Source organism: Variovorax paradoxus (genome assembly GCA_016806145.1).
GTDB lineage: Bacteria > Pseudomonadota > Gammaproteobacteria > Burkholderiales > Burkholderiaceae_C > Variovorax.
Genome location: CP063166.1, coordinates 6,389,293 through 6,404,760 on the forward strand (window position 1 = coordinate 6,389,293; position 15,468 = coordinate 6,404,760).

At 69.5% G+C, this 15,468-nt stretch carries 11 protein-coding genes and 2 pseudogenes; 8 read left to right on the forward strand and 5 right to left on the reverse strand.

Translation table 11 applies throughout. The features are described 5' to 3' along the window. Nucleotides 1-34 precede the first annotated feature (34 nt). From INQ48_29925 to INQ48_29935, 3 genes are all read left to right on the forward strand, one after another. Nucleotides 35-1,408, forward strand: a complete 1,374-nt coding sequence (locus tag INQ48_29925; GenBank protein ID QRF57457.1) for a HAMP domain-containing histidine kinase — start codon at nucleotides 35-37, stop codon at nucleotides 1,406-1,408. Between the two features lie 114 nt (nucleotides 1,409-1,522). Then, nucleotides 1,523-3,310, forward strand: a complete 1,788-nt coding sequence (locus INQ48_29930) for a redoxin domain-containing protein (protein ID QRF57458.1) — start codon at nucleotides 1,523-1,525, stop codon at nucleotides 3,308-3,310. Between the two features lie 61 nt (nucleotides 3,311-3,371). Beyond that, nucleotides 3,372-4,001, forward strand: coding sequence for a LysE family translocator (locus INQ48_29935; GenBank protein ID QRF57459.1), 630 nt, complete (start codon nucleotides 3,372-3,374; stop codon nucleotides 3,999-4,001). Between the two features lie 107 nt (nucleotides 4,002-4,108). On the opposite strand, the gene recG is transcribed toward INQ48_29935, so the two are convergent. The 3 genes and pseudogenes from recG to INQ48_29950 all read right to left on the reverse strand — a co-directional run bounded on the left by recG (nucleotide 4,109) and on the right by INQ48_29950 (nucleotide 8,452). Beyond that, nucleotides 4,109-6,283: an ATP-dependent DNA helicase RecG gene (gene recG, locus INQ48_29940; GenBank protein ID QRF57460.1), complete on the reverse strand. Its 2,175-nt coding sequence runs from the start codon at nucleotides 6,281-6,283 to the stop codon at nucleotides 4,109-4,111. An 11-nt stretch (nucleotides 6,284-6,294) separates the two neighbouring features. Beyond that, a pseudogene (locus tag INQ48_29945) lies at nucleotides 6,295-7,784 on the reverse strand (TIGR01777 family protein). After that, complete coding sequence (locus INQ48_29950) at nucleotides 7,781-8,452, reverse strand: DUF4166 domain-containing protein (protein ID QRF57461.1); 672 nt, start codon at nucleotides 8,450-8,452, stop codon at nucleotides 7,781-7,783. The pseudogene INQ48_29945 and the gene INQ48_29950 overlap by 4 nt, the downstream one beginning before the upstream one ends. Nucleotides 8,453-8,593: 141 nt before the next feature. On the opposite strand from INQ48_29950, the gene queA reads away from it, so the two are divergent. The 5 genes from queA (at nucleotide 8,594) to INQ48_29975 (ending at nucleotide 13,783) form a co-directional block, all read left to right on the forward strand. After that, nucleotides 8,594-9,655 carry a tRNA preQ1(34) S-adenosylmethionine ribosyltransferase-isomerase QueA gene (gene queA / locus INQ48_29955; protein ID QRF57462.1) on the forward strand — a complete coding sequence of 354 codons (1,062 nt, stop codon included), beginning with the start codon at nucleotides 8,594-8,596 and terminating at the stop codon, nucleotides 9,653-9,655. Nucleotides 9,656-9,717: 62 nt separating this feature from the next. Next, entirely contained in the window at nucleotides 9,718-11,154 is a 1,437-nt protein-coding gene (locus tag INQ48_29960) for an AAA family ATPase (protein QRF57463.1), read from the forward strand. Nucleotides 11,155-11,171: 17 nt separating this feature from the next. Further along, a complete protein-coding gene (locus tag INQ48_29965; protein ID QRF57464.1) occupies nucleotides 11,172-11,789 on the forward strand; it encodes a DUF4276 family protein in 618 nt (205 codons plus the stop codon). Further along, nucleotides 11,773-12,948, forward strand: coding sequence for a tRNA guanosine(34) transglycosylase Tgt (gene tgt, locus INQ48_29970; protein ID QRF57465.1), 1,176 nt, complete (start codon nucleotides 11,773-11,775; stop codon nucleotides 12,946-12,948). Before INQ48_29965 ends, tgt begins: the two co-directional genes overlap by 17 nt. Nucleotides 12,949-13,006: 58 nt before the next feature. Beyond that, complete coding sequence (locus INQ48_29975) at nucleotides 13,007-13,783, forward strand: SDR family oxidoreductase (GenBank protein QRF57466.1); 777 nt, start codon at nucleotides 13,007-13,009, stop codon at nucleotides 13,781-13,783. Nucleotides 13,784-13,854: 71 nt separating this feature from the next. Here INQ48_29975 and INQ48_29980 read toward each other — a convergent pair. Continuing rightward, nucleotides 13,855-14,246: pseudogene (locus INQ48_29980) on the reverse strand (DUF3597 domain-containing protein). A gap of 98 nt (nucleotides 14,247-14,344) precedes the next feature. Continuing rightward, nucleotides 14,345-15,436 (reverse strand): zinc ribbon domain-containing protein, encoded by a 1,092-nt coding sequence (locus INQ48_29985; GenBank protein ID QRF57467.1) that lies wholly within the window; start codon nucleotides 15,434-15,436, stop codon nucleotides 14,345-14,347. Between the last annotated feature and the right edge of the window lie 32 nt (nucleotides 15,437-15,468).

Consider the following 15,468-nt stretch of genomic DNA (forward strand, 5'->3'; position numbering starts at 1 on the left):
CGGCGCCTTCCTCCACCCGTCTATAAAGGCGTCCATGTCCACCCCCGCCAGCCCCGCCGCCAGCCAGGCCGCCCCCGTCCGCCGCGGGCTGCGCCGGCTGGTCCCGCGCTCGCTGTTCGCGCGCGTCACGCTGATCATCGTGGTCGGCCTCGCGATCGCGCAGGCCCTGACCTTCGGCGCGATCAACTACGAGCGCGGCCTCGCGATGCGCGAGCTGATGATGATCGGCATCGAGCGCGACATCGCGAGCTCGGTGGCGCTCCTCGACCGCCTGCCGGCCGGCGAGCGCGCGGACTGGCTCGCGCGGCTGGAGCGGCGCAACTACCACTTCACGCTCGGCGGCGAGGCCGGTGGCAAGGCGCCGGCCTCGGCCTCGCTGCGCCAGTTCGGCGAGGCCATCATGGACGCGATGCGCCCGTTCGAGATCGTGAAGATCGGCGAGGTCGGCAACCCCGTCGGCGGCCTGGAGATCCAGGTGCGGCTGCACGACGGCTCGGCGCTGATCGTGCATGCGCGCCGGGTCGACATGCCGATGTCGCCCTGGCTGGTGTGGGGCCTCGCGGTGCAGCTGCTGGTGCTGGCGCTGTGCGCCTGGGCCGCGGTGCGGCTGGTCACGCGGCCGCTGGCGCAGCTGGCGAGCGCGGCCGACGAGCTCGGGCCCGACCTCAAGGGCCGGCCGCTCGATGAGCACGGCCCGAGCGAGGTGGCCCATGCCGCGCGCGCCTTCAATGCGATGCAGCAGCGCATCTCGGGCTACATGTCGGAGCGCGTCGAGATCCTGGCCGCGATCTCGCACGACCTGCAGACGCCGATCACGCGCATGCGGCTGCGCACCGAGCTGATGGACGCCACACCCGACCGCGACAAGTTCCGCCAGGACCTCGACGCGATGAAGTCGCTGGTGCGCGAGGGCGTGACCTATGCGCGCACGCTGCACGGCGCGACCGAGCCGCCGCTGCGCGTGGATGCCGATGCGCTGGTGCAGAGCATGCTGGCCGACTACGAGGACGCGGGCCAGCCGGTGCGGCTCGAGGGCCGCGCCGGCACGCCGATCGTGACCCGGCCCAACGCGCTGCGCCGCATCCTCGCCAACCTGATCGACAACGCGCTCAAGTTCGGCACCGAGGTCAGCGTGCGCGTGCAGCCCGAGGCCGCCGGCGGCCAGCTGCGCATCGCGGTGGTCGACAACGGCCCGGGCATCCCGGCCGACGAGCTCGACGCGGTGCTCAAGCCCTTCTACCGCGTCGAGAGCTCGCGCAACCGCGACACCGGCGGCACCGGCCTCGGCCTCGCGATCGCGCAGCAGCTCGCGACCGCGATGGGCGCGCAGCTGCGGCTGGCCAACCGGCCCGAGGGCGGGCTCGAGGCCAGCCTGCTGCTGGGCACGCGGCCCGCGCCGGGCGACTGAGCGCACACAACCCACCACGGCGACATCCGACGGCGGCCGCGCGACGCGAGGCCGCGGGGGATGCGCACGCCCCTTCCCCACCGATCCACCCACGACCCAACCAGGAGCGCCACCATGCTCGTTCTCATCGTTGCCTACCTCGGCGGGGTGCTCACCATCCTGAGCCCCTGCATCCTGCCGGTGCTGCCCTTCGTGTTCGCGCGCGCCGACCGCCCGTTCCGCTCGCACGGTCTGCCGATGCTCGCGGGCATGGCGCTGGCCTTCGCGGCCGTCGCCACCCTCGCGGCCGTGGGCGGCGGCTGGGTGGTGGCGCTCAACGAGTGGGGGCGCTACGCGGCGATCGCGCTGCTCGCGCTGTTCGGCCTCACGCTGCTGCTGCCCGCGCTGGCCGACCGGCTGAGCCGGCCGCTGGTGGCGCTCGGGCTGCGGCTGGCCGATGCGCCCACCGGCGGCTCGGCGTTCACGCCGCTGCTGCTGGGCGTGGGCACGGGCCTGCTGTGGGCGCCCTGCGCGGGCCCGATCCTGGGCCTGATCCTGACCGGCGCCGCGCTCAATGGCGCCAGCGCCGGCACCTCGCTGCTGCTCTTGGCCTACGCGGCCGGTGCCTGCACCTCGCTGGCGGCCGCGCTGCTGTTCGGCAACCGGATGTTCGCGCGCATGAAGGCCTCGCTGCGCACCGGCGAATGGCTGCGCCGCGCGGCCGGCGCCGCGGTGCTCGCGGGCGTGGGCGCGATCGCGCTCGGGCTGGACACCGGCCTGCTGAGCCAGCTCTCGGGCGGCAGCACCAACGCGCTCGAACAGGCGCTGCTCGATCGCCTCGGGCCGCCGAAGCCCGCCGCACCGCAAGCCATGCCGCAGTCCGCGCGCGAGGACCAGGGCGGCCTGATGCGCGTCAGCGCCGAAGCACCCGCCCCCGCCTTCACGCCGCGCCCCCTGCGCGACCAGGGCCCGTTCCCCGCGCTGGCCGGCGCCACCGAGTGGATCAACTCGCCGCCGCTCACGCCCGAGGCGCTGCGCGGCAAGGTGGTGCTGGTCGACTTCTGGACCTACTCCTGCATCAACTGCCTGCGCACCCTGCCCTACCTGCGCGCCTGGGCCGAGAAGTACAGGGACGCCGGCCTCGTGGTGGTGGGCGTGCACACGCCCGAGTTCGCGTTCGAGAAGCGCCCGGCCAACGTGCGCCGCGCGGTCAAGGACCTCGATATCGGCTTCCCGGTCGCGGTCGACAGCGACTACGCGATCTGGCGCGCCTTCGGCAACCAGGCCTGGCCGGCCTTCTACTTCGTCGACGCGCAGGGGCGCATCCGCCACCAGCTGTTCGGCGAGGGCCAGTACGCGAAGTCCGAGCAGGTGATCCAGCAACTGCTGGCCGAGGCCGGGCCGTCGCGCGTGGCCGCGGGTCTGGTCGCGCCGCAGGGGCTGGGCACGCAGGCCGCGCCCGGCACCGAGCCCGTGCGCTCGGGCGAGACCTACATCGGCCAGGAACGCGCCGAGGGCTTCGCCTCGCCGGGCGGGCTGGTCGCGGGCCGCACCCATGCCTACCAGGTGCCGGCCGCGCTGCGCATCAACCAGTGGGCGCTGGCGGGCGACTGGGCGGTCGATGCCGAGCGCGCGGTGCTCGCGCGCCCGGGCGGACGCATCGCCTACCGCTTCCAGGCGCGCGACCTGCACCTGGTGCTCGGCCCCGCGGCCGACGGCAAGCCGGTGCGCTTCCGCGTGCGCATCGACGGCCAGCCGCCGCTGGCCGACCACGGCTTCGACACCGACGCGCAAGGGCTGGGCACGGTCGACGCGCAGCGGCTCTACCAGCTGGTGCGCCAGCAGCAGGGCGCGCGCGAGCGGCTGTTCGAGATCGAGTTCCTCGACCCCGGCGCGCAGGCCTATGCCTTCACCTTCGGCTGAAGCCGGCGGTCCGCGGCGCTGCGGATAATGGTCGCCTCCCCCGCCTCCCACCGCAGACGCCATGACCCTGTCCGCCTACCTGCTGTTCCTGCCGGCCTGCTTCGCCATCAACATGGCGTTCGGCCCCAACAACCTGCTCTCGGTGAGCAACGGCGCGCGCTACGGCATCGCGCAGGCCGTGACCGCCGCGGCCGGCCGCCTCGTCGCCTTCGCGCTGATGATCGCGATCGCCGGCCTGGGCATGGGCGCGGTGCTGGTCGCGTCCGAGCTGGCCTTCGACGTCGTCAAGTGGATCGGCGCCGCCTACCTCGTGTGGATCGGCATCCGGCTGCTGCGCGCGCCCGCGCCCGAACTGGCGCGGCAGGCGCGCGAGCTCGCGGGCCCGCCGCCGATGCGCGTGCTGGTGCGGCAGGAGTTCACCGTCGCCGCGGGCAACCCGAAGGCGATCCTGGTGTTCACCGCCTTCTTCCCGCAGTTCGTGGTGCCGGGCGCCTATGCCTCGAGCTACCTGCTGCTGGGCCTGACCTTCCTGGTCTTCGAGGTGGTGGCGATCGCGCTCTATGCGCTGCTCGGCGCGCGCATGCGCCGGCTGGCCGGCGGCAGCCGCGCGATGCGCTGGTTCAACCGCGTGAGCGGCAGCATGATGATCGGCTTCGGCTGCCTGCTGGCGTTGACGCGGCGGCCGAGTTGAGCGCTTCCACCCGTTCAGGCTGAGCCTGTCGAAGCCTCGCGCACGGCTTCGATCGTTCGACAGGCTCACGACAGGCCAAGCTCAGCCCGAACGGATCGTTGATCGCCTCAAGCCTTCAGATACTCGGCCTTGGTGCCGAGCCAGCGGTCGATGTGCCGCCGCGCCAGCTCGGGATGCTGCTCGAGCATGCGCGGCGCGAGCTCGCGTGCCCAGTCGAGCAGCAAGGTGTCGGTCGTGAGGTCGGCGAAGCGCAGCAGCGGCGCGCCCGACTGGCGCGCGCCGAGGAACTCGCCGGGTCCGCGGATCTCGAGGTCGCGGCGCGCGATCTCGAAGCCGTCGCCGGTCTCGGCCATCGCGCGCAGCCGCGCGCGCGCGGCCTCGCCGACGCGGCCGCTGTCGCCGGGCGCATAGAGCAGCACGCAGGCCGAGGCCGCCGCGCCGCGGCCCACGCGCCCGCGCAGCTGGTGCAGCTGCGACAGGCCGAAGCGCTCGGCATGCTCGATCACCATCAGCGAGGCATTGGGCACGTCCACGCCGACCTCGATCACCGTGGTGCTCACCAGCACGTGCATCTCATTGGCGGTGAAGGCCGCCATCACCGCCTGCTTCTCGGCCGTGGGCATGCGCGAATGCAGCAGCCCGACGTTGACCTGCGGCCCGAGCAGGTCGGCCAGCTCGTCGCGCGTGGCGGTGGCGTTGCGCAGGTCGACCGCCTCGCTCTCCTCGATCAGCGGGCAGACCCAGTAGACCTGCCGGCCCTGCTCGATCTGCGACTGGATGCGCGCGATCACCTCGTCGCGCCGATGCTCGGCCACCAGCCGGGTGACGATGGGCGTGCGGCCCGGCGGCAGCTCGTCGAGCGTGGAGACGTCGAGGTCGGCGTAGTAGCTCATCGCGAGCGTGCGCGGGATCGGCGTGGCGCTCATCATCAGCAGGTGCGGCTCGAGCTCGTCGCGCGCCTTGCCGCGCAGCGCCAGCCGCTGCGCCACGCCGAAGCGGTGCTGCTCGTCGATGATGGCCAGCGCGAGGTTGTGGAAGCGCACCTTCTCGGAGATCACGGCATGGGTGCCGATCACCAGCGCGGCCTCGCCGCTCTCGACCGCCGCGCCCATGGCGTCGCGCTCCTTCTTCTTCTGGCTGCCGGTGAGCCAGGCCACGCGCAGGCCGCGCTCGGCCAGCAGCGGATCGAGCCAGCCGACCAGCTTGCCGAAATGCTGGGCCGCGAGGATCTCGGTCGGCGCCATCAGCGCGCACTGGAAGCCCGCGTCGATGCAGCGCGCCGCCGCGAGCGCGGCCACCACTGTCTTGCCCGAGCCCACGTCGCCCTGCAGCAGCCGGTGCATCGGCAGCTCGCGCCCGAGGTCGCGCGCGATCTCCTCGCCCACGCGCGCCTGCGCGCCGGTCAGGCCGAAGGGCAGCACGGCCAGCAGCGCGTCGTGCAGCGAGCCCTTGCCGCCGACGGGCGCGGCCGCCATGTCGAGCATCGGCGCGCGCTGCGCCGCGCGCTCCATGCGCGCCTGCATCTGCGACAGCTGCTGCGCCAGCAACTCCTCGGCCTTGATGCGCTGCCAGGCCGGGTGGCTGTGGTCCTCGAGCGTGGCCATCGCCACGTCGGGTGTCGGATAGTGCAGGAAGCTCAGCGCGGCGCGCAGGTCCCAGGCGCCGCGCAGGCCGATCTGCACCGGGACGGTCTCGTCGAGCACCGCGCGCGCGAGGCCCGAGCGCACCTCGCGCCGCAGCACCGGCTGCGCGAGGCCGGCCACGGTCGGGTAGACCGGCGTGAGCGCCTCGGGCAGCGCGGTGCCCGCGGCCTTGACCGTGGGATGCATCATCTGCCGCCCGACGAAGCCGCCGCGCACCTCGCCGCGCACGCGCACCCGCGCGCCCACCGCGAGCTGCTTCTGCTGCGAGGGATAGAAGTTGAAGAAGCGCAGCTGGCAGGTCTCGCCGCCGTCGTCGATGGTGACGATGAGCTGGCGCCGCGGCCGGTAGGCCACCTCGGCCTCCGTCACCACGCCCTCGATCTGCGCGGTGTCGCCGTCGCGCGTGTCGGCCAGCCGCACCACGCGGGTCTCGTCCTCGTAGCGCATCGGCAGGTAGAGCGCGAAGTCGATGTCGCGCACCAGGCCGAGCTTGCGCAGCGCGCGCTGCACGACGCTGAGGCCGCTGCCCGGTGGGCCGGCCGGGGCGGCGGGCGCGGCGGGTGCGGCGGGTGCAGGCGTGGCGACGCCCGGTGCGCTCGGCGCGGCGGCAGGTGGGGAGGCTTTCTTCTTGGCGGGCACGGACAGGTCTTCTAGCGTGGACGGCAAAGGTCCGTCAAGGCGCCGCGCGCATCGGGGAACATGAACTGGAAGCCTTCGCGCAGCAGCCGCGCGGGCACCACGCGCTGGCCTTCGAGCAGCAGGTCGGCCTGCTCGCCGAGCAGCAGCTTCACGGGCGCCGCAGGCGTGGGCATCCAGCAGGGGCGATGCAGCACGCTGGCCGCGACGCGCGTGAAGTCGTGCTGGCTCAGCGCCTGCGGCGCGGTCACGTTGAAGGCGCGCGCGGCCGGCGTGCCGCCTTCGCGTTCGATCTGGCTCCAGGCATGCGCGAGCGCGCGCACCAGGTCGTGCACATGCACCCACGACAGCCACTGCCGCCCGCTGCCCAGCCGCCCGCCGACACCGAGCCGCACCGGCAGCAGCAGCTGCGGCAGCGAGCCCTGGTGGCCCAGCACGAAGCCGAAGCGCATGCAGGCCACCTGCACGCCCAGCGCGACCGCGGCCTGCGCCGCCTGTTCCCAGCGCTGGCACAGGCGCGACATGAAGATGTCCTGTGGCGGCGCGTCCTCGTCGAGCGCGGTGGCATCGCCCTGCGGCTGCACGCCGTAGTAGCCGATGGCCGAGCCCGAGAGCAGCAGCCAGGGCTTGCGCGGGCGCGCGGCCATCCATTCGACCAGCTGCCGCGTCAGGCCCTCGCGGCTGGCCAGCAACTGGCGCTGCCGCCGCTCGCTCCAGCGCGCGCCGAGGATGCGCGCGCCCGCGAGGTTGACGACCACCTCGATCTCCTCGGCCGCCGGCAGCTCGGCCAGCGACTGCACGCAGCGCACCGCGCCGCCGAAGTTCCAGGCCGCCGCGCGCGCGTCGCGCGTCCACACCGTGACCGCATGGCCGTCGGCCAGCAGATGGCGCACGAGGATCTGGCCGATGAAGCCGGTGCCGCCCGTGACCAGCACGCGCCGCGGCCGCGCGCCGAAGCGCACCGGCGCCTCGGTCTCGCGCAGCCGCGCCTGGCGCCGGCGCCGCACAGCGCGCGCGCCGCGAAGGCATCGCGCAGCCCCGACACGCCCACCCCCACGCCGCACAGCGCGAGGAAGGCGCCGAGCCAGCCCTGCGGCTGCCAGGCGAGCGCGGTCGGCTCGGCGGCCCAGCCGACGGCCGCCAGCGCCAGCAGCGCGATGAAGGCGCCCGCGTTGATCGCCAGCACCGTGTGCGTGACGCGCTCGGTGGCCGGCAGCAGGCGGCTGCGGTCCTCGACCACGAAGTCCCACAGCGTGAGCACGATCTCGACGCCGAACACCGCGAGCAGCACCCAGGCCCAGGCGCCATGCCAGGCCCAGAACGAGAGGCCGATGAACAGCAGGCAGTAGATCGACGAGCGCGTGGCGTGGATCGCGAGCTCGCGCCCGGCCGAGGCGCGCCGCGGCAGGGCCTCGGTGCCCTCGTGGTGGTAGAGCGTGTCGAAGGCGCCGAGCGCGCCCTGGGCCGCCATCAGCTGCAGCGCCAGCAGGTGCGTGTCGATCATGCGGGGGCGGACACTTCCTCGAACACGCCGACCTGGGTGAAGGTGGTGCCCATCAGCGGGTGGCGGATCTCGATGCGGATGTTGAAGCGCTCGGGCGTCTCGTTGTGGTGCCAGAGGAAGGTCTTGCCCGGCGTGAGCAGGCCCGGCAGGGGGAGGCGCCAGCCGAACAGCTGCCAGAAGTAGCCGTCGCTGCGGAAATGCAGGCTGCCGTTCTCCACGCTGAGCACCAGCTTCATGCCCAGGCCCATGCCGACGTACTCGAGCACCTCGCCGCGTTCGCTCTCGCGCATGAAGCTGGTGAACTGGATCGGCCGGCGCCCGTGCAGCCGGTAGATGCGCTGCTTGTAGATCGCGGGGTCGCCGGGCTTCGCGTAGACCTGGATCTCGACCGGGAAGTCGGCGTCGCTGTAGGGGATCAGCGCGCCCTGGATCAGCGGCTGCGTGAGGTGGCCCAGCAGCCGGCCGAAGCGCGAGCAGCGCAGTTCGCTGAGCCGGCCCCGGTAATGCAGCGCCTTGCCGGGCGAGGGGTTCTTGTCGAAGCGGCGGCGGATGTCGGCATGCAGGCCCTGCCAGGCGGCGCCGAGGATCTTCTTGAAGAGCTCGCCCTCGGAGGGTCCGGGCGCGGACCCGGCCTCCGGCGTGACGCGCGCTGCATGTGTATCGACCATGCGGCGATTCTGCCTCGCCGGCTCTGGCCCGACCCCGCGGCGGCGGACGGTTTTCGCGCCATGGGACAATCGCCGCCTCGCTCTCCGAACGGCCCCTCGCGGCCACCTTCTTGGAACGGGCCCGTCCGGCCCTCAAGCATCATGCGCGCCTTCACGCTCTCCGATTTCGATTTCGCCCTGCCGCCCGAGCTGGTGGCGCAACACCCGGCCACCGAACGCACCGCGTCCCGCCTGCTCGACGGCACCGGCCCCGCACCGTCCGACCGCATCTTTCGCGACCTGCCCTCGCTGCTGCGCGAGGGCGACCTGCTGGTCTTCAACGACACCCGCGTCGTCAAGGCGCGCCTGTTCGGCGAGAAGCCGACCGGCGGCAAGCTCGAGCTGCTGGTCGAGCGCGTGCTGCAGGGGCAGGAGGTGGTGGCCCACATGAAGGTCAGCAAGAAGCCGCCCGTGGGCACCACGCTGCAGATGGTCGGCGGCTTCCGCGCCACCCTGCTCGGCCGCTGGCCCGAGGAGGACGGCGCCCTGTTCCGCTTCGCCTTCGAGAGCGACACGGGCGAGAACCCCTACCTGCTGATGGAGCGCTGCGGCCACGTGCCGCTGCCGCCCTACATCACGCACGACGACTCGGCCGAGGACGAGCGCCGCTACCAGACCGTGTTCGCGCGCGTGCCCGGCGCCGTGGCCGCGCCCACCGCCGCGCTGCACTTCGACGAGGGCCTGCTGGCCGCGCTCGAGGCGCGCGGCGTGCAGCGCGCCAACGTCACGCTGCACGTGGGCGCCGGCACCTTCCAGCCGGTGAAGACCGAGAACATCGCCGAGCACACCATGCATGCCGAGCGCTACGAGGTGCCCGAGGCCACGCAGCGCGCCATCGCCGAATGCAAGGCGCGCGGCGGCCGCATCGTGGCCGTGGGCACGACCACCGTGCGCACGCTCGAGTCATGGGCCAGGAGCGGCGAGGCCGCGGGCGACACCCGCATCTTCATCACGCCGGGCTTCGCCTTCGCGCACGTCGACCTGCTGATCACCAACTTCCACCTGCCCAAGAGCACGCTGATGATGCTGGTCTCGGCCCTAGCGGGCTACGAGCGCGTGATGGCGCTCTATGCGCACGCCATCGCGCAGCGCTATCGCTTCTTCAGCTATGGCGATGCGATGCTGTTGGAGCGCGCTAGCTCCTACAGCAAGCGGTCAGAATAGATCGATTTTTTGATCCCACCTCTACCTTTGTCAGGCATCTCAGAACAGCTCCGGAGAATGAAATGCTCACTCGCCTAAAAGTTTCGGGATTTAAGAACTTACGTGATATCGACATCCAATTTGGGTTGTTCACCTGTATCGCAGGCGCAAACGGTGTGGGAAAGTCAAATCTTTTTGATGCCATCACGTTCTTGAGCGACTTGGCATCGATGCCAATCATCAAGGCCTGCAGCAACGTTCGGGGGACACATGGCCGAGCGTCAGACTTTGCCTCGCTCTTTTTTAGAGAAAAAGGATCTGATGCGCTACGCATGGAGTTTCTTGCCGAACTGATCATTCCCAATGAAGTCGTCGATGACTTCGATCGAAAAGCCAGACCCACTGCAACATTGGTGGAGTACACGCTCGTCCTCCGTTTGAACTCAGATGCGGTTTCGGGGCCATCAAAGGATCCGGTCTACATAGAGAAAGAAGAGCTTCGCGCAAAACCATCGAGCGATGCCCAGAAATTCCTTCAGTTCGAAGGAGGGGCGGAGCTCGCGAAAAACAAGAAAATCGTCTTCGGACCGGGTCCGCGGACGTCTCCATTCATCGAAACGGACAACACGGGGACCGACACGGCAATTCTCCTGAGAGGCGATGGAGGTGGAAGGGGCAACCCCCAGCGAATCTTCGCGCAGAAGAGCCCCCAAACCGTGCTATCCGGCGTCAATCTCTCATCCCACCCCACAGCGCTTGCAGTTCGAAGAGAGATGCAATCGTGGCGGATGCTGCAGTTGGAGCCAACCGCTCTTCGGGCGCCCGATGACATTTTTGGAGACTCGTCGCTGTCTCCTACTGGCGAGCATCTCCCGAACACTCTATTTCGACTCGGTCGCTATGGAGATATCGCAAATCGACTCGCTGACCTGATTCCCGGCGTCGAATCTCTAGATGTCGATACCGATCAGACGCGTCAACAGCGTACGCTCTCGGTGACCATGAGCGACAAGCGCCCATATTCTGCAAGCTCCTTGTCGGACGGCACGCTGCGGTTTTTGGCGCTCGCAGTGCTATCGAATGATCCGGATGCGAGTGGTCTTGTTTGTCTGGAAGAACCAGAGAATGGTATTCACCCACAGCGAATTCCGGAGATGCTCAAGTTAGTTCGCGAGTTGTCGGATGCAGATCTTTCTCCAGCCGAGCTTGCGAGTCAGCTTAATCTCCGACAAGTGATCATCAACACGCACTCTCCGCTTGTTGTAGCCGAGCTTCTTGATGATGAACTTCTTTTTGCCGAAACGGTTCGCCTGAAAGCTCAATCGTTCGCCAACTTCAAGCCTATCAATGGAACATGGAGAACGAAGTCCTCGACGACGCAGCAGCCGTCAAGCATCATTACCCGGGGAGAGTTGCACGCCTACTTGTCTGGAAACCGTCTTCCGTCGAAACCGAAGGGGGCTAACAAACTGGTGCGGGATCACCTTCCCGAAACCATCGACCTCTTTCAAGGACCCTGAAGCGTGGCGTGCCTGCAATGAGAACACTTACTGCAACATTGGTCACCGATGGCACCTCTGATCGAACGCTTCTTCCCGTAGTGCAGTTTTTGCTCGACGAATGGAGCCCGATTCCTCATCGTATTCTGTTCGCCGAAGGCTTGCATCGCGGTCCATTAACTGCGCGGCTTCCCCGCGTTCTGCAGCTTTATCCTTGCGATCTGTTGTTCATTCATCGAGATGCGGAAGCGGCCCCTCCTGCTACGAGACAGCAGGAGATCGAACAAGCTGCAAAGCAGGTGCGAATACCCACATCGCACATCTGTCTGATACCGGTCCGCATGACAGAAAGTTGGTTGCTGCTTGACTCAAAGGCAATTCGAGCGGCTGCGGGCAACCCGGATGGAAATTCTCCGCTGCAGTTGCCTCCTCCCAAGTCCATTGAGAAATTGACAGATCCCAAGGCCAAACTCTTCGAAGCACTGGTTTCGGCCTCGGATCGAACAGGTAGACGCAAACGACAGTTCAAACCCGAGGCAGCAAGACATCGTGTGGCAGAGCTGATGGACTTATCCAGTCTCCGCCTTATCCCATCGTTCGCGCACGCCGAAGCGCAGGTCAAACAGTTTTTTGAAATCTATGGAAAACGGGCTTAAGTTCCAGGTACTGCGTCAAGAGGGCCACGCGCGCCGCGCCACGCTCACGCTCAACCACGGCGTGGTGCAGACGCCGATCTTCATGCCCGTGGGCACCTACGGCACCGTCAAGGGCGTGATGCCGCGCAGCCTCGAGGAGATGGGTGCGCAGATCATCCTGGGCAACACCTTCCACCTGTGGATGCGCCCGGGCCTGGACGTGATGCAGAGCTTCGGCGGGCTGCACCCCTTCGAGAAGTGGAACAAGCCCATCCTCACCGACTCGGGCGGCTTCCAGGTCTGGTCGCTGGGCGCGATGCGCAAGATCAGCGAGGAGGGCGTGAAGTTCGCGTCGCCGGTCAACGGCGACAAGCTGTTCCTCACGCCCGAGGTCTCGATGCAGATCCAGACCGTCCTCAACAGCGACATCGTGATGCAGTTCGACGAGTGCACGCCCTACGACACCAAGGGCCACATCACGACCGAGGCCGAGGCGCGCATCTCGATGGAGCTGAGCCTGCGCTGGGCCAAGCGCTGCCAGACGGAATTCGAGCGCCTGTCGAACCCGAACGCGCTGTTCGGCATCGTGCAGGGCGGCATGTTCGAGAACCTGCGCGAGGAATCGCTGGCGGCGCTGGTCGAGCTGGACTTCCCCGGCTACGCCATCGGCGGCGTGAGCGTGGGCGAGCCCAAGGAGGAGATGCTGCACATCATGGGCCACACGCCGCACCGGCTGCCCGCGAACAAGCCGCGCTACCTGATGGGCGTGGGCACGCCCGAGGACCTGGTGCAGGGCGTGGCCGACGGCGTCGACATGTTCGACTGCGTGATGCCCACGCGCAATGCGCGCAACGGCACGCTGTTCACGCGCTTCGGCGACCTCAAGATGCGCAACGCGCGCCACAAGAGCGACCCGCAGCCCATCGATCCGAGCTGCACCTGCCACGCCTGCGCGGGCAGCTCGGGCGTGAGCTGGAACGACGGCGGGCGCGAGGGCTTCAGCCGCGCCTACCTGCATCACCTCGACCGCTGCGGCGAGATGCTCGGGCCGATGCTCACGACCATCCACAACCTGCACTACTACCTGAATCTGATGCGCGAGATCCGCGAGGCGCTCGACGCGGGAACGTTCACGGCATTCCGGGCGCGCTTCAAGTCCGAGCGCGCGCGCGGGGTCTGAGACGCGACGGGCGTTCCGCGCTAACCTCGCGGGCTTCCAGGCTGTCGTCTTCCACGCCATGAGCACCGCACCCTCGCCCTACACCGCGCGCTATCCCTCGCTCGCCCAGCGCACCGTCTTCATCTCGGGCGGTGCGAGCGGCATCGGCGAAGCGCTGGTGCGGGCCTTCCATGCGCAGGGCGCGAAGGTCGGCTTCTGCGACATCGACGCCGCCGCGGGCCAGGCGCTCGCGGGCCGGTTGCAGGGCGACCATCCCGCGCTGTTCCTGCCCTGCGACGTGACCGACACGGCCGCGCTGGGCGCCACCATCGATGCGGTGCGCTCGCGCTTCGGGCCGGTGGGCGTGCTGCTCAACAACGCGGCCAACGACCGCCGCCACGAGATGGCCGACGTCACCGACGAGGACTTCGACCGGCTGGTGGCCGTGAACCTCAAGCACCAGTTCTTCGCCGCGCAGGCGGTGGCGCCCGACATGCGCGCGCTGGGCGGCGGCTCGATCGTCAACTTCGGCTCGGTCAGCTGGATGATGAAGGGCCGCGGCTATCCGGTCTACCAGGCCTGCAAGGCGGCCGTGCGCGGCCTCACGCGCTCGCTGGCGCGCGACCTGGGCAAGCAGAACATCCGCGTCAACACGATCGTGCCGGGCTGGGTGATGACCGAGCGGCAGCTGCGGCTGTGGGTCAAGCCCGAGTCGGGCGCGGAGATCGACACGGCCCAGTGCCTGCCGGGCCGCGTGATGGGCGAGGACATCGCGGCGATGGCGCTGTTCCTGGCGGCCGACGATTCGCGCATGTGCACGGCGCAGGACTACGTGGTGGACGCGGGCTGGACCTGAAGCCTTCTTCGCGCCTCCAAAGCAAACAGCCCGGCAATGCCGGGCTGTTTGCATGGTGGAAACAGCGCGGATCAGTCGCGCAGTTCGGCCGGCACCTTGCCGCCATTGGCGGCCAGCTTGGTCATGACCTGGCGGTGCAGCCAGATGTTCATCTTGGCGCTGTCGCTGGTGTCGGCGCCGTAGCTCAGTTCGGCCGCGAGCTGCTTGCGCGCGTCGAGGCTGCTGTCCAGGCCCAGCAGCTTCATCAGGTCGACGATGGAGGTGCGCCAGTTGAGCTGCTTCGCGCCCGGCATGCCGTCGAGCAGGGCCTCGACGTCGACCACCGTGATGGCCGGCGGCGGTGCCGCGGCGGCCGGTGCGCCCGCGGGCGCCGGCGCGGCGGGGGGCAGGGTGCCGCGGCCGGCGGTTGCGCGGCCTGCGCGGACGGGAAGATCTTGGAAAGGATGCTGCCGAAGATGCTCATTGCGCGTACTCCTTCGAGGTGAGGCATGGAACGGACCGGGCTGCGGCCGCGAACGCGGCGCAGCGGGCGGTTGTAGCACGAGCGCGTGACCGCCCTTCTCAGGTCGCGGGTTGCGGCGGGGTCCGGGGCGTGAAGGATTTTGCGTCCGGTTCCGACGCCGCAGCCGAGGCACCGCAGGCATGGCAGAAGCGCGAGAAGGCACTCTTGCGCGTCTCGCAGACCTCGCAGTGGTCGTGCAGGCCGATGCCGCAGTGCGGGCAGAAGTCGATCGCGGTGTTCTTCAGGTCCACCGGCCGTTCGCAGCCGGGGCACACGCCCTTGTCGAGCCGCGCCAGCGCGGTGTCGTAGCTCAGCTCCTCGCGCCGCACCTGGTCGGGCTGCTGCTCGGCCAGCTTCTGGCGCGCCAGGTAGTTGTTGAGCGCGACGATCGCGTAGCGCCCCACCAGCACCGTGATCACGATGCCCACCGCGTAGCGCACGTAGCCGCCGTAGCTCGGCAGGTAGGGCACCAGCTCGACGAAGAAGGCGAACAGCGCGAACAGGATGAAGCCCCAGACGAAGGGCCACCAGGTGCTCTTGCGCTTCTTCACGAACAGCCAGCCCGCGACCACCAGGAGCGGCAGCGTGAGCGCGAGCCGGTAGGCGAACACGCGCAGTTCGATGCGGCGGTACTCGGCGTCGAGCTTGAGCTGCGCGTCGCGCTCCAGCTCGGCCAGCGCGGTGCGCGCGCGCTGCTCGGCCTGGCGCGCGTCGAGCATGCGCTGCTGCTGCGCATTGACCTGGCGCTGCACCGCCTCCTCCTTCTGCTTGATGGCATCGAGCGCCTTGGTGCGCGCGATCAGCTCGGGATCCTGGTCGGGCTGCGCGGTGGCGCGGCGCGTGGCGATCCAGTTGCCGAAGGTCTCGCGCGCATTGGCGCCGGCCTGCTGCGCCGCCTGCAGCTGCAGCCGGATCTGGTCGAGGTCGCGCGAGGCCTGCAGCTCGGCCCCCTCCGAGGCCTTGACGGTGGCGCGCAGCGGATCGGCCGCGCGGTGGTCGATGAAGTCCTCGATGGTGCGCACGCGCTCGACCTGCGGTAGGTCGCCCACGATGGTGCTGCCCAGCCCGATCAAAAAGCCCGCGAACACCAGCGCCACCAGCCAGAGGCCGCGGCGGAACCATTTCTCGGAGAGGCGCAGGGATTTGCTCATGTCGTCGTTCCTTCCATTCTTCTCGCGCGGGC

Coding starts and splice junctions, on each gene's coding strand:
- INQ48_29925 (QRF57457.1), top strand. CDS start 35: ATGTCCACCCCCGCCAGCCCCGCCGCCAGCCAGGCCGCCCCCGTCCGC.
- INQ48_29930 (QRF57458.1), top strand. CDS start 1,523: ATGCTCGTTCTCATCGTTGCCTACCTCGGCGGGGTGCTCACCATCCTG.
- INQ48_29935 (QRF57459.1), top strand. CDS start 3,372: ATGACCCTGTCCGCCTACCTGCTGTTCCTGCCGGCCTGCTTCGCCATC.
- INQ48_29950 (QRF57461.1), bottom strand. CDS start 8,452: ATGGTCGATACACATGCAGCGCGCGTCACGCCGGAGGCCGGGTCCGCG.
- queA (QRF57462.1), top strand. CDS start 8,594: ATGCGCGCCTTCACGCTCTCCGATTTCGATTTCGCCCTGCCGCCCGAG.
- INQ48_29960 (QRF57463.1), top strand. CDS start 9,718: ATGCTCACTCGCCTAAAAGTTTCGGGATTTAAGAACTTACGTGATATC.
- INQ48_29965 (QRF57464.1), top strand. CDS start 11,172: ATGAGAACACTTACTGCAACATTGGTCACCGATGGCACCTCTGATCGA.
- tgt (QRF57465.1), top strand. CDS start 11,773: ATGGAAAACGGGCTTAAGTTCCAGGTACTGCGTCAAGAGGGCCACGCG.
- INQ48_29975 (QRF57466.1), top strand. CDS start 13,007: ATGAGCACCGCACCCTCGCCCTACACCGCGCGCTATCCCTCGCTCGCC.
- INQ48_29985 (QRF57467.1), bottom strand. CDS start 15,436: ATGAGCAAATCCCTGCGCCTCTCCGAGAAATGGTTCCGCCGCGGCCTC.